Genomic DNA, 13,420 nt, shown 5'->3' with positions numbered 1-13,420 from the left:
TCCAGATTACTGATAATGACGCAGATGCTGCTGGTCAAGTCGAGATTAGCGAGATTTCCGCTCCTGTGGAAGAGGGAGAGCTTGCAGAGTTTACTATTAATCTTGACACTGTTCCAGCCGGGGCAGTCGAAATCACTATCAAAGCTGATGACAACAGTGAAATCAGTCTCGATGGAGAGAGCTTCTCAAACCAAGTGGTGGTCAGTCTCACCAATACTAGCCAGGAAACCATTAAGGTCAAGGCAGTGGATGACGATTTACCGGAAGGTGAGCAGACCAGCACCATCAGCTACGAGATTACTAACACCGAGGATTCCGAGACATATCCATTGACTCTCGAGATCCCATCCACCGAGATCACCATTACTGATAATGACGCAGTTGTTCCTGGTAAAGTTGAGATTAGCGAGATTTCCGCTCCTGTGGAAGAGGGAGAGCTTGCAGAGTTTACCATTAATCTCGACACTGTTCCAGCTGGGGCAGTCGAAATCACTATCAAAGCTGATGACAACAGTGAAATCAGTGTCGATGGAGAGAGCTTCTCAAACCAAGTGGTGGTCAGTCTCATCAATACTAGCCAGGAAACCATTAAGGTCAAGGCAGTGGATGACGATTTACCCGAAGGTGAGCAGACCAGCACCATCAGCTACGAGATTACTAACACCGAGGATTCCGAGACATATCCATTGACTCTCGAGATCCCATCCACCGAGATCACCATTACTGATAATGACCCAGTCACCCCTGGTAAAGTTGAGATTAGCGAGATTTCCGCTCCTGTGGAAGAGGGAGAGCTTGCAGAGTTTACCATTAATCTCGACACTGTTCCAGCCGGGGCAGTAGAGATCAAGATTACTGCCGATGATGACAGTGAAATCAGTCTCGATGGGGAGACCTTCGAGACTGAACTGATGGTCAGTCTCACCAATACCAGCCAACAAACCATTAAGGTCAAGGCGGCGGATGATACCCTTGTCGAAGGTGACCACAGCAGCACAATCAGCTACGAGATTACCAACACTGAGGATTCCGAGACATATCCATTGGATCTCGATATCCCATCCACCGAGATCCAGATTACTGATAATGATGCAGATGATGTTGGTCAAGTTCTGATCAGCGAGATTTCTGGTCTCACGGAAGGGGGAGAGCCTGGCACTTATACCATTGCTCTTGACACTGTTCCAGCCGGACCAGTAGAAATCAAGATTATGGCGGATGAGGACAGTGAAATCAGTCTCGATGGGCAGAGCTTCGAGAACGAAGTGATGGTGAGCCTGAGCGATCTCACCCCCAAAACCATTACGGTAATGGCGGTGGATGACAATTTCCTCGAAGGTGACCATAATACCACGATCAGTTATACCATTACCAACACCGGGGATGAGGTCAAATATCCTGATACTCTCAATATCCCATCCACCGAGATTACTATTACTGATAATGAGAGTGTTACCACAACCCCAGAGATTATTATCAGTGAGAGCCCGATACTATTTGAGGGTGGTACTGGTATCTACACTGTTGCGTTAACTAAGACTCCCACCGGTGAAGTAGAAATTACTATCAAAGCTGATGATCAAACTGAAATCAGTTTAGATGGAACTACCTTTGCTTCAGAGCAAGTGCTTACCTTCAATGAGGCAAAAGTTCAAACTATCACAGTGCGAGGGCTGGATGATCAAGAGGTTGAAGGGGATCACGAAAGTACCATCAGCCACGAGATTACCAAATCCGAGGACACTGTGAACTATCCCCTGGGGGATGTTGGGTTAGTCACTGCCAGTATTTTTGATAATGACATCCCGATTGTCACGATCAGTGCTAGCGACCTTGAGGCAGCGGAAAAAGACCAAGACCCAGGCAGCATCACCATCACTCGTTCCGGGGACACTACTGAAGAACTCACTGTCAGTTACATGACCTTTGGTAGCACTGCTACCGCAGATGACTACAGTGAAACCCTGAATGGATCAGTCACTATTGCCGCTGGTGAGTCCTCCGTCGAGTTGAAAATCACTCCAGAAATCGATTCCCGAATCGACGAAGGTGATGAAACGGTTAACTTGGTCTTAAACACCAGCGAAGATTATAACTTAGTTGGCAAAACTTTTGCTCAGATTACCATTGCTGATGACATCTCGTCAGTTCCTGACAATAGTACCAGGTTTGTCTGGCGTAATCCACTGACAGGAGATAATATCCTGTGGAAAATAGATGATACTCAGCAAGTAAATACAGTTACCCTTCCTGCGGAAACCGATCTCAATTTCGAAATCCAAGGTACTGGAGACTTTGATGGCGACGGTGAAAACGATGATGTATTCTGGTTTAACAAAGTAACCGGAGCCATTCAATACTGGCAAGGGCAAGGTGAAGAGATCAAGGAGATGGTGCTTGATGCCGGTGAGGTCAACCTCCTGGAATGGGAACTAACGGAGTTTGCTGACTTTAACGGTGATCTCAAAGATGATATTCTCGCCTACAAGCCAGATACTGGAGAGCTTGCTATCTTGACAATAGATGGTGAGACACTGGTGAATCAGGGGATCATTGAACGGAATGGTCAGCCTTTACTGATAACCGAAGACAGTGGATGGCAAATCGAGGGTTCAGGGAACTTCAGTGGTGGAGATCAACATCAGATTCTCTGGCGCGAGCAGAATACTGGAGAGGTTGGCATATGGGAGATAGATGGCAACGAACTAGTGGATGCTGCATCTGTCACACGAGACGATCAGCTTGTACTAGCACCATCATCAACTGGATGGCAAATCGAAGGTGTGGCGGACTTCAGTGGCGATGGCCAAGAGCAGATTCTGTGGTACAACTCGGATAATGGATACATTGCCACATGGCAGATGTCTAATAAGGAACTAGTCCAAGGTAATATCATTACACGGGATGGTCAGCCCTTATCAATACTACCTTCAGATGAATGGACCATTCAGGGTGTTGCAGACGTAAATCAGGACGGCCAGTATGATATCGTCTGGAACAACAATAATACTATTGCTGTTTGGGAGTTGGATGGCCCTGAATTGACCAATGCAATGCTCATCGACCAGCCACCCGAGGCTGGTTTCAACCCTACGCTTATCTAAGGTATACTGCACAGGGTCATAACCTGAGCTGATTAAACATCAGAACTACCACCCTGAAACAGCGGAATTGGTATCAGTAGTTCCAGTGAGCTGAGCCGAAAAAACCCCTTACTTCAGTAAGGGGTTTTTCTATGTTTCTCAACCTTCCTGTTGATCAAGCCTTCTTGGGTGTGTTTCCCGTTTTAGAATTGCTGAAAAGGATTTGGATTAAACGCGATCGCCAATTTCTGCCAACTCACGTCCACCAAAAATTGCTGAACTATCAGAGTAAAACTTAAACTCCATTAAGTTATAAAATGGATCTTGGAGGAAGAAGGTGCGATGCTCTGTCAGTTGACCAGGAAAGCGGGTCTTGGGTTGCTCGTAAAAGGGTAATTGTTTTTGTTGAGCACTCGACAGTAAGGCTTCCCAATCACCCAGGGATGTAAAAACTAACCCGAAATGTCTAGGATAAATACCCCGCTGAGGTGTCAGAGGTTCTTTGGTTAGGTGAGCTACGAGTTGATGACCGTATAAATTCAGAATCACCGCATGGCGCGATTCTCTACCGATTGCGCAACCAAGTCCATCACCGTAGTAAACTTTAGTTTGCTCAATGTCGGTAACGGGAAATGCGAGATGAAATAGGACTGGTTTCATAAGTTTTGCTTTGAAGGTTGAACGCGATTGCGTGGCCTTTTGGCCAAGGTTGAAGGTTTAAGGTTTTGAAGGTTTTGAAGGTTGAAGGTTGAAGGTTTTGACTGTTGAAGGTTTTGACTGTTGGAGGTTTTGACTGTTGAAGGTTTTGACTGTTGAAGGGTTTTTTTGCCCAGGAATCTCTTTTAGGGTAGGTTGAACGCCATGGACGTTCGCGTAGCGGAGGCCGTAGGCCAGAGTCCCGCTTTCAGCGAACGCATGGCCTTTTGGCCAAGGTTTTAAATAAATTCAACTTTATTTGGCTCTACCGAACCTAGTATGCATAAAAACGCGCTTATTTACCACTAAATCTGATTGGGAAGTCTATTTATAAAAAATCATTCTATCAAAAACTAAAACTCTTACCCCATAAGGATTAGACTAATTATTTTTTAAAAGTTTTACATAGCAAGTTCGATAGAGCCCTTTATTTAAGGATAATCTGAGGTAATCTGGTATCCGGTTGCTTCAGTAGTGTGCTTTGTGATTGGTTTTTTGGATAATGGGGAATGGGGAATAGGCAATGAGTAGTGGGGTAATGGGTCAGAAACAATCACAATTACCAATTACCACTTACCAATTACCACTTACCACTTCTATCAATTCTCATAATGATGAGGTACACATGTTTGTTTAGCACTACCTACCTAACAGCTTTATAAATTGCTAATCCCTACTCCCTAACACCCAGTATTGTACCTCACAAATTTGATAATTGATAGAGAAATTATCAATTACCAATTACCCATATAACTATTTTGCTATGCTTTATGATAGTCTTTCTTTAAATCCTTGGCTAGTTGCTGTTGGAGTAAACACAGTTTTCCTCGCCATGGTATGGATTGCTCCCAAAAAGTTACTCACCCCTGCTGGGATCGTCCACGCTTGGATATTAGGGGTACTGATTTGGGGTACTCTGAACTGGCCGGGTTACACAGTAGTCGGATTTTACTTTTTGGTAGGGTCTGGTGTCACCCGCATTGGCATGGCGCAAAAGGAAGCGGCAGGAATTGCGGAAAAGCGTTCCGGTGCTAGGGGACCAGAGAATGTTTGGGGTTCAGCACTGACTGGAGCGATTTGTGCCTTGGGTACACTACTACTTGATGCTCCTTATCAGCAGTTATTGTTACTAGGTTATGTCGCTAGTTTTGCTACTAAGCTGTCCGATACCACTGCCAGTGAGGTGGGTAAGGCTTACGGCAAACGGACTTTCCTGATTACTACTTTACAGCCAGTAGCTCGGGGAACAGAAGGAGCTGTAAGTCTGGAGGGAACCCTAGCTGGAGTAATTGCATCAGCTGCGATCGCATTTGTGGGTTGGGGCGTTGGTTTGGTTAACTTGACAGGAGTATTTTTCTGTGTTATTGCTGCCTTCATCGCCACCAATCTGGAGAGTGTAATTGGTGCGACACTACAATCTAAATTAGAATGGCTGACCAATGAAGTCGTGAATATTATTAATACGATGATTGGTGCGATCGCTGTTGTGCTGTTAGCTCTAGCATGGCAGTGGATCAGCCAGGTATGAAGCATGAAGCATGAAGCATGAAGTATGAAGTGTTAATTGCGAAGCATGAAGTGTTAAGTGTTCAGTCTGAAACATTAAGGATGAAAACATACAACAAGCTCAAGCAACTAATAGATTTAATAAATTGAGATAGGGTGAGACTTCCTACTTCCAAGTTTCCACTTCATAGCTTCATAATTCATACTTTATAATTTATTCAGATAGTGGTCCAAAGACCATCTGTAGAACCATTGGTTCACCACCTTCCCGGTGATACCTATCTGCCCACTGGCGGATAATTTCATCTAACTCTTCCATGGCCTGATTGATTTTCTCTGGCGGGATATCTAGTTCCTCCAACCCTCGCATGACTTGCGGCTGACGCTCTGCCCAGTTTCTCATTAACCGGAAGTATCGCGCTGTTTCGTCAATCATGGTGTAGGTGCGGGCTTTGTCATCTACTGGTGAGTAATATGAACTGGTTAGAGCGTAGTAGGGTAAGCCACCGGTGTGATCGATTCTGGTGACAGTTCCTGAATAGGTTAAGCGACGCTTGATGTGTTCAGCTAGAGCTTCACTCAAGGGCAGACGTCGCTTTGGTGGTAAGTCTTCTTGGGATCTCCGGTGGAGAAATTCTATTAATTCAAAGAATTGTAAGGAATTAATGATCTGGGCATCCGGCAGGTGATCTGGCAGCTTGATCTCAAGATTGCGCTTTTCTTCCAGGTCAAGGCTGGTGCCATTGATACGAGATTGCCCTGGTTGCCAGGGATAGTGTTCCATCCAGACATAGGGAAACTGAATCAGATAGCGAGGTTCCTGAGACCCCAGCATCTTGAGCAGTTTCCCTTCTGTTAACGCTTGTCGAACTTCCTCAACAATGACCTTTACCCGCTTTGGCTCAATGTGATGCAAATGCCCAGTCATGCGGATATTGCCATCTTGCTCCAGATAGGTCATGTAAATGGCACATTTGGCAGCGGTTGCTGCTGCATCTAAAAACGCCCCATGTCGGTGTCCACTCGTCCGCAGGGCGCTGAAAGCCAGGTATAGCATGATCTGATCCATTGCACTGGGGCTTAGGGTTTTGATCAGATCGGATTGGTTGATCATCTTAGGGGCAATCACATCTACTTCCGTTGGTTATCAAGCTTATTTAGTTTCATTTTTCCACACTAGAACAATCTCACTGTCATCGAAGAAAGCGAGCTGAGGTTGCTTGGCAGAAAATTGACGAATTAAGAGGCACCCTAATCATGTCTTTTCCAATATATTATATAAAATAAGTCAACTACAAGTAAACTATATTGAATTAGCACTTTCCCACTGTAGCCCGCTACTCGTACCCAACAGTGGGATTGAAATGCAGCCAGATATGCCCTCAAACTGAATCCAGTCAGTTGACTCTCACACAAGAGACAGACGTCCGCTACCACGATGGGCGATCAGGGTAGTTGGAATTACTGGTGATGAGACAAATTTGTGGTTTTCTTTTCTTCCATAAGAAAAAATTTGTCCTGTTTGCTCTACTAAACTGGGACAATCATTACTATAGTTTAGTGGTGCATTTGAGCCATGGGCAATCATCGGTAAATTAACCCCAAACCAGATGGTTAAAACAGTAATTAAAGCAATAGGAGTGTAAATTCGCATAACCGATATCCGTATCAATGTTCCTCTAATTACTGATACATATTGCTCGGTAATGGTTCAGGAAAAAATATAAACTATAAGCGAACTTTAAAAAAAGACCGATATTTTAAATTTATAGTTAAATTCTTTATTCAAAAAAAATATAGTTGAATAAATTATGTCAAGCTAGCGAATCTAAGGCGGGGGCGCGGGTATTGTGGGGCGGGGGCGCGGGTATTGTGGGAATTATGGAGATTTTATTAGAATTTTTGCCTAATTGCATATTGATATGCACCCAATGTAATCCTTATCATATAAAGATTATTCTAATCTTAATAAGTTATTTATTTCCCGCCATGAATCTTATTGAGCGAATTATGATGGCAATTACCTTTCCTAAAAATAAAGATAGGTAATCCTGCTGATTATAGGTCTTTAAATAACTGCAAACTTGCTAAGTAGGCAAAGGCGATTACCTAGCCACTATTCACATTGCCAACCGCTTATGTAGCAATCCTAAATTGTTTGTTAAAAATTCCCAATGGTGATCTATTCGATTCTCTTCTGCTACTGCCGGTCTCTCACCTTGTTTGGAAGTTTTACAACTCAAATGGAAGGCTGTATAAAGGAGCAGGTTTTTCTTGAATCCGTTCGGCAATCGGTCTTACCTTCTGAACCACATCAATTAAGTAATCATAATCAGGTGCTTTAGCATTGGGGATGTATCCTACTGATGCTGCCATGCTGCTGGAGGCAGATTCTAGTGCCTTGTGGATCTCCTGTTGTAGATTTCTCTCGACTGTTGGTCCGATCAGGATAGAACCACTGGGAATTTTATGAGAATCTATATATAAAATCCGGAACCTAGTCTGACTAAAGCCTAGGCGGTAGCGTTCCAACTCTTCTAAAGACAACGCTCCAGCGACTACCTCCTCAGAGGCAATCCACTCTAAGACTTGTTTTGGTGTGGGGGCAAAACGCACTTCTGCTAGGGTCAGACCATAGAGATTGTAGATTGGCAGATAATATCCTGTGGCAGAACCAGGTTGACCTAAAGCAATGACTTTACCCACTAGTTCAGTCAAGTCTTGGATTGGGCTGTCGAGTTTTACTACGATGACTGAGCGTGACTTTGTCACTCCTTCGAGAGGTAGCACTGGTATGTACTGTGCCTCAGCAATGGCGATGGCTGCTAAACCAGGAGGAGCAAACACGATAGACAACTTGCTCTGGTTAATCAAAGTTATTGCTCTGCGCTCGTTGTAAATCGGTTCTAATTCTATAATCATCTTAAGTCGAGCACCAAGATATTCGATTAGCTTTGAGTATTGCTCTATAAAGCGATCGCTTTCCCCGTAACTTACGATCCCAATACTTAATTTCCCTAGCATAGGGGTATCGGGTGAGTTACAAGCTGTCAAAATAAATATAAGATTCAAGCAGAATAGACGGCGGGAAAACATAATTTATTACCTTAAAAACTAAAACAGCTGTGGCACTCATGATACTATGGGAGATGGCTAATGTTAAAAAAACTTAATTTAGGAATCAAGCTCAACTTACTACTGGTATTCATTTTTATAGGACTTGTACTGACTGGTGGCTTAGTTTTGTCTCAACTTTTAAAAGGCTATGCGGAAAAAGTCGTAACTGACCAAGCCCTAATTCTGATCGAAACCATGGGTTCGGTGCGGGAGTATACCAATAATCAAGTGAATCCAGAATTAGCTGATCGACTGGAAAATGAAGACCAATTTTTACCTCAAACAGTACCTGCTTATTCAGCTCGGGAAGTTTTTGAAAATTTACGTAAACGTGATAAATATGGTGATTTTTTCTATAAAGAAGCGACGCTAAATCCAACTAATCTCAGAGATAAAGCTGATAGTTTCGAGACCAAAATTGTGGAGAGTTTTCGACAGCAGCCAGAGCTAACAGAAACAACCGGTTTTCGCTCTCTTCCTAGTGGAAGAATTTTTTATGTTGCCCGTCCTCTGGCCATTTCTGAAAAAAGCTGTTTACGATGCCATAGTACTCCTGAAGCTGCCCCTGCTAGCCAAATTGCTAGCTATGGTGATGACCATGGTTTTGGTTGGAAGCTCAATGAAATTGTTGGTGCCAAAATTGTATCAGTTCCAGCGTTTAAAATCTTTAATTCTGCTAAGCAGTTACAGCGATTGGTGATTGGGATTATTAGTGTTTTTTTCCTGGTAGGCATCTTGCTGATTAATGGTTTCCTCAAGGTATCGGTGACCACACCTCTTAAGCAGATGGCTCAATTAGCTAAGGAAGTTAGTACTGGCAATATGGCTGGAGAATTTGACCATGATTCAGAGGACGAAATCGGTATACTAGCTAAATCTCTGAATCGGATGAAAGTTAGTTTAGAAATGGCGATGAATATGCTGAATTCAGAAACTAATTATTAGTCATCTAAAATTAGTAATTTATTGCTCCGTTGATGGCTGAAGGATTACTAATGATTACTTATAAATGACCTGATGACAGTAAACGCCGTTTAAAGTCTTGGGCATATTTTTGATTGGGAATTTGTTGAGATAAAGCTTTTACAAATTCTTGGGCGGAAGAGTTAGGATTCTGAATAAGAGTACGCTGGCAGACAATGGTAGCCATCGGACCAATTAACTCAGCGAGTTCCTGTTGGCAAAGAGCTACAAAATTGGGGTCTAGTAAATTACTATTCCGATTAGGGGCAGAAGAAATTGGCAGTGGTGTAGTACTAACCCAGGGTTGAGTTGTACTGGCTGGCCGTCTTGGAGAAGAACCATTACTGATTCTTGACTGATGGCTTTTTGTTTCTTTGGAGGCTTGGCTAGTTTTGGGGTGGAAAGGTATCTTGGTGGGATACAACGAATTGTTAATATCCACTAATTGCTGATAAATTTCTTTAGCAGTTTGGGGACGCTGATTAGGTAAACGAGCCATCAGATAGTCGAGGAAATCTGCCAGTTGTGGCACAATATTGGGAACAGTGTCACGCCAGCTTAAGTGATCAGTATAGGTTTCATAAAATTGACTCGGGTCTTGACCAGTGAGTAGATAAACAAAGGTGCGCCCCAAAGCAAAAAAGTCTGATTGGGGGACTGCCTGACCGTTAAGCTGCTCTAATGGGGTATACCCTGCGGAAACTACCCCTGTTACCATGCTAGTGGCTTTTTTGGCCACAAAGGTACCGGTGATTTCCCGGGCAGTGCCAAAGTCAATTAACACCAGTTGTCCATCTGTCCTGAGCATAATGTTAGAGGGCTTGATATCCCGATGGAAAAAGTGATGACTGTGTACTGCCTGTAAGATGGTAGCTAGCTGGATCAGCCACCGAATGGCAATTTTTTGGTCAATGGGAGCACCCCGCTTTTGGATGTATTGCTTTAGATTCAATCCTTCAATTTTTTCCATCACCAGACAATGAACTGGCTCGTCGCTATCTCTGGGGTAGACTGTGAAGTAGGCATCAGGTTCTACTTTGGGAATGCCACTATTCTCTAGTCGGGCAAGGACTTCGGCTTCTCTTTGGAATAGTTCAATATACTTGGGACTATTTTTAATCAGAACTTTCAGAACTCTAGGGTTGCCTTGACGATCAACAATTTCATAGGTTTTGCCAAAACCACCACTTCCCAGTTGACTTATCACTCGATAGCGCCCTTCCAGCAACAACTCAGAATCACAACTCTGACAGAATAGTTCACTGTCAGGGTTGCGGGGATTTGAGCAGTTGGGATTAATGCACAGACTCATCTGAAGCACGCTGGTACAGGAGCAAGGTAGGAGCAGGTAAAGCACTTAGGCATCTAGTCAATAGAGTTCTAGCAACAGTCAATTTTGGCTAGGTATCTATATTTACTTATCGGCTGAGCCGTGCCAATTTATGCACCAACCATGACACAACAAGTTATACACATGATATTTTAAAGGGCTATTTGGATTTTGGGTTTCCAACTTGACCAGATGGTGGTTTGGTGGTTTGGTTGAAGGTTGTTTGGTTGAAGGTTGTTTGGTTGAAGGTTGAAGGTTGAAGGTTGTTTGGTTGAAGGTTGTTTGGTTGAAGGTTGTTTGGTTGAAGGTTGTTTGGTTGAAGGTTTAATCACCTGTAACCTTCAACCTGTAACCTTCAACCTGTAACCTTCAACCTGTAACCTGTAACCTGTAACCTTCAACCTGTAACCTTCAACCTGTAACCTGTAACCTGTAACCTTCAACCTGTAACCTTCAACCTGTAACCTTTAACCTGTAACCTTCAACCTGTAACCTTCAACCTGTAACCTTCAACCTGCAATTTTCAACCTGCAACCTTCAACCTGCAACCTTCAACCTGCAACCTTCAACCTGTAACCTTCAACCTGTAACCTTCAACCTGTAACCTGTAACCTGTAACCTGTAACCTTCAACCTGTAACCTTTAACTTTTATAGCTTCCCCGGAATTAAGTATCCCACCGTAGGCGATACAGTTGGAGGGGCTGGTCTTTACCTTTAACCTTAACCGGGGACATTTTTTCCAACGGTAGAGTTTTATTCCTCAGCTTGTCTAAGGTGCTTTGGGAAATTAGAATCTCTCCCTCCTGAGCGGCACTACAGATGCGGCTAGTAACATTGGTAGTGTCACCGATAGTAGCGTATTGAATCAGCTTCTGTGAACCGATATTACCTGCTGCTACTTTCCCAGTATTGAGTCCAATGTGGATTTGAATCTCTAAATTGCGCCGCTTGAACCAATCCTGATTTAGGTGAATAACTGCTCGTTGCATTGCGATCGCAGCTTGAACGGCTCGGTCAGCATCGTCTGGTTGGCAATAGGGGGCTCCCCACACAGCCAGTAAGGCATCCCCAATATATTTTTCTAAAGTGCCTTCGTATTCAAACACAATATCCTCTACCATCACCTGGAAGTACTCATTGAGCATCTCAATCACTTGGCGTGGCTTCATCCGAGAGGACATTTCGGTAAATTTACTGATGTCGGCAAACAGGGCGGTTACTTCGGTATCTATAATTTCTAAGTGGCCTTCTTCCTTGAGCTTTTTACTCACAGCTTCCGGAAAGAAAAGCTCAAATTTACTCCGCATTACTGCTTCTTCCTGCATCTTATGGTAAAGTTGAGCATTGTCAATTGCGATCGCAGCTTGGTTAGCCAGAGCCGTCAAAAATTCCAAGTCTTCTTGAGAATAAATATTGGCTCTAGAGAGATTATCCGCATACAAGACCCCAATCACTTCCTCTCTGGGTTTTAGGGGTACGCACATGGAGGCATGGATTTCTTGCTGGAGTACTGACTGGGAATTGCTGAATCGTTGGTCAATGGCAGCATCAGCAATTAAAACCCCATCCCCCTTCTGGTGTACGAAATTGGTGATTCGTTTGCTATAAAATCGCTCATGGGTGGGTATGCCTGTTCGGGAGTTGACAGCTTTTTCCTCTAGCATTCCCGTTTCTTGATTAACCATGAGGATGATTGCCCGGTCTACATTCATAATCTCGAACAGCAGGTCAAGAATTTTTCTCAACAAGTGATCCGGCTCATCGGGAGAGGAAAGTTGCTTACTCACCTCCAATAAGATTTTTAACTTGTCTACTGAGCGTTGACCTGTCTCTTGCTCTCGCAGCTTCAGGGCTGAGCCTTGATAAGCTAAACTGTCATGGTGCAGTAATTCCTGAATTTCGACACGGGTTTGTTCTGGGGATAACCGGCTGACAATCGAAAAGTTTGAATCATTATCCTTGAGAATATTTGGGGTTATTCTGTCATCATCACTCACAAATTCAAAGATTACACTGCCCAGACGTATTAAGTCTCCGTCTTTGAGTTCACACTGGTCAATTTTGGCGTCATTAACAAACGTGTGATTTAGGCTACCTAAGTCTTTTAGGATAACCCGATCATTCGTGATTGTAACCTGAGCATGATGACGGGAAAGACTTTTATGAATTACGGTAATACTATTATTTATTTCCCGTCCTATGGTATTGGATCCACTGCTCAATTTATAACTTTCTTGGTTATTCGGCTCTGATTTAGCAATTAAATAAGGCACAATTTAGCTCTCGTCATTAGTTCTTATCTCAGACAAGTATAATCGACTAAATTATCAAACTACTAATTTAAGGGTCTAGGTTAATGGTTGAATGGCTCTAGGTTGAATGGCTAAGGGGGTTATGACAAGCCTATGCTCGCAAGGAGGTTATCAAATGCCCCTGTTGTAACTAATACCTAATACCTATCAGCTAATACCTAGATTTTCGAGTCTGACCTAGTTTCCTAGCTCCGTGTCAAGCAGTGAGGCTGTCAAATGCTTGTATTGTAGCTAATGCCGAATCCCTAAGCCCTAACCTCTAATCCCTAGAATTGGGTTGATAACTGTTTTAAAAACTGGTGAGATAAATTTCGTGGTAGTAGGATAAAACTTGATATTAGGTTAACACTTGCAAGACTGGTAGTTTCCCTCGGCAATGGGTTGACGCTTTTTAAAAGTGTATCAAACTATT

At 43.4% G+C, this 13,420-nt stretch carries 10 protein-coding genes; 3 read left to right on the top strand and 7 right to left on the bottom strand.

Features of this window, described 5'->3' with window-relative positions:
- Positions 1 to 3,104, top strand: a 3,104-nt coding sequence (locus F6K46_RS01680; RefSeq protein ID WP_293052602.1) for a Calx-beta domain-containing protein, incomplete at its 5' end; no start/stop codon positions are given.
- A 207-nt stretch (positions 3,105 to 3,311) separates the two neighbouring features.
- Here the strand turns inward: F6K46_RS01680 and F6K46_RS01675 are convergent.
- Positions 3,312 to 3,743, bottom strand: coding sequence for a VOC family protein (locus tag F6K46_RS01675; RefSeq protein WP_293052599.1), 432 nt, complete (start codon positions 3,741 to 3,743; stop codon positions 3,312 to 3,314).
- 799 nt (positions 3,744 to 4,542) lie between these two features.
- Here F6K46_RS01675 and F6K46_RS01670 point away from each other — a divergent pair.
- Positions 4,543 to 5,307, top strand: a complete 765-nt coding sequence (locus F6K46_RS01670; protein WP_293052596.1) for a TIGR00297 family protein — start codon at positions 4,543 to 4,545, stop codon at positions 5,305 to 5,307.
- 192 nt (positions 5,308 to 5,499) lie between these two features.
- Here the strand turns inward: F6K46_RS01670 and hetR are convergent, their stop codons facing one another.
- From hetR to F6K46_RS01655, 3 genes are all read right to left on the bottom strand, one after another.
- Positions 5,500 to 6,399 (bottom strand): heterocyst differentiation master regulator HetR, encoded by a 900-nt coding sequence (hetR, locus tag F6K46_RS01665; RefSeq protein WP_293052593.1) that lies wholly within the window; start codon positions 6,397 to 6,399, stop codon positions 5,500 to 5,502.
- 294 nt (positions 6,400 to 6,693) lie between these two features.
- Complete coding sequence (locus F6K46_RS01660; protein ID WP_293018990.1) at positions 6,694 to 6,939, bottom strand: hypothetical protein; 246 nt, start codon at positions 6,937 to 6,939, stop codon at positions 6,694 to 6,696.
- 578 nt (positions 6,940 to 7,517) lie between these two features.
- Positions 7,518 to 8,381 carry a PhnD/SsuA/transferrin family substrate-binding protein gene (locus F6K46_RS01655; protein ID WP_293052590.1) on the bottom strand — a complete coding sequence of 288 codons (864 nt, stop codon included), beginning with the start codon at positions 8,379 to 8,381 and terminating at the stop codon, positions 7,518 to 7,520.
- Positions 8,382 to 8,441: 60 nt separating this feature from the next.
- Between F6K46_RS01655 and F6K46_RS01650 the strand changes: the two genes are divergently transcribed.
- The gene (locus F6K46_RS01650) at positions 8,442 to 9,347 is read left to right on the top strand and encodes a DUF3365 domain-containing protein (protein ID WP_293052587.1); all 906 of its coding nucleotides are present in this window, start codon (positions 8,442 to 8,444) and stop codon (positions 9,345 to 9,347) included.
- A 58-nt stretch (positions 9,348 to 9,405) separates the two neighbouring features.
- Here the strand turns inward: F6K46_RS01650 and F6K46_RS01645 are convergent, their stop codons facing one another.
- From F6K46_RS01645 to F6K46_RS01635, 3 genes are all read right to left on the bottom strand, one after another.
- Positions 9,406 to 10,677 carry a serine/threonine-protein kinase gene (locus tag F6K46_RS01645; protein WP_293052584.1) on the bottom strand — a complete coding sequence of 424 codons (1,272 nt, stop codon included), beginning with the start codon at positions 10,675 to 10,677 and terminating at the stop codon, positions 9,406 to 9,408.
- A 170-nt stretch (positions 10,678 to 10,847) separates the two neighbouring features.
- Positions 10,848 to 11,027 (bottom strand): hypothetical protein, encoded by a 180-nt coding sequence (locus F6K46_RS01640; RefSeq protein ID WP_293052581.1) that lies wholly within the window; start codon positions 11,025 to 11,027, stop codon positions 10,848 to 10,850.
- A 334-nt stretch (positions 11,028 to 11,361) separates the two neighbouring features.
- Positions 11,362 to 12,969 carry an adenylate/guanylate cyclase domain-containing protein gene (locus tag F6K46_RS01635; RefSeq protein ID WP_293060506.1) on the bottom strand — a complete coding sequence of 536 codons (1,608 nt, stop codon included), beginning with the start codon at positions 12,967 to 12,969 and terminating at the stop codon, positions 11,362 to 11,364.
- Between the last annotated feature and the right edge of the window lie 451 nt (positions 12,970 to 13,420).

Source organism: Moorena sp. SIO3E8, assembly GCF_010692445.1.
In the GTDB taxonomy this organism is placed as follows: domain Bacteria; phylum Cyanobacteriota; class Cyanobacteriia; order Cyanobacteriales; family Coleofasciculaceae; genus Moorena; species Moorena bouillonii.
This window is presented reverse-complemented; position numbering and strand designations above follow the sequence as displayed.

Excerpts from the sequence above, each read along its gene's own strand:
- F6K46_RS01675 (WP_293052599.1), bottom strand. The coding sequence starts at position 3,743 with ATGAAACCAGTCCTATTTCATCTCGCATTTCCCGTTACCGACATTGAG.
- F6K46_RS01670 (WP_293052596.1), top strand. The coding sequence starts at position 4,543 with ATGCTTTATGATAGTCTTTCTTTAAATCCTTGGCTAGTTGCTGTTGGA.
- hetR (WP_293052593.1), bottom strand. The coding sequence starts at position 6,399 with ATGATCAACCAATCCGATCTGATCAAAACCCTAAGCCCCAGTGCAATG.
- F6K46_RS01660 (WP_293018990.1), bottom strand. The coding sequence starts at position 6,939 with ATGCGAATTTACACTCCTATTGCTTTAATTACTGTTTTAACCATCTGG.
- F6K46_RS01655 (WP_293052590.1), bottom strand. The coding sequence starts at position 8,381 with ATGTTTTCCCGCCGTCTATTCTGCTTGAATCTTATATTTATTTTGACA.
- F6K46_RS01650 (WP_293052587.1), top strand. The coding sequence starts at position 8,442 with ATGTTAAAAAAACTTAATTTAGGAATCAAGCTCAACTTACTACTGGTA.
- F6K46_RS01645 (WP_293052584.1), bottom strand. The coding sequence starts at position 10,677 with ATGAGTCTGTGCATTAATCCCAACTGCTCAAATCCCCGCAACCCTGAC.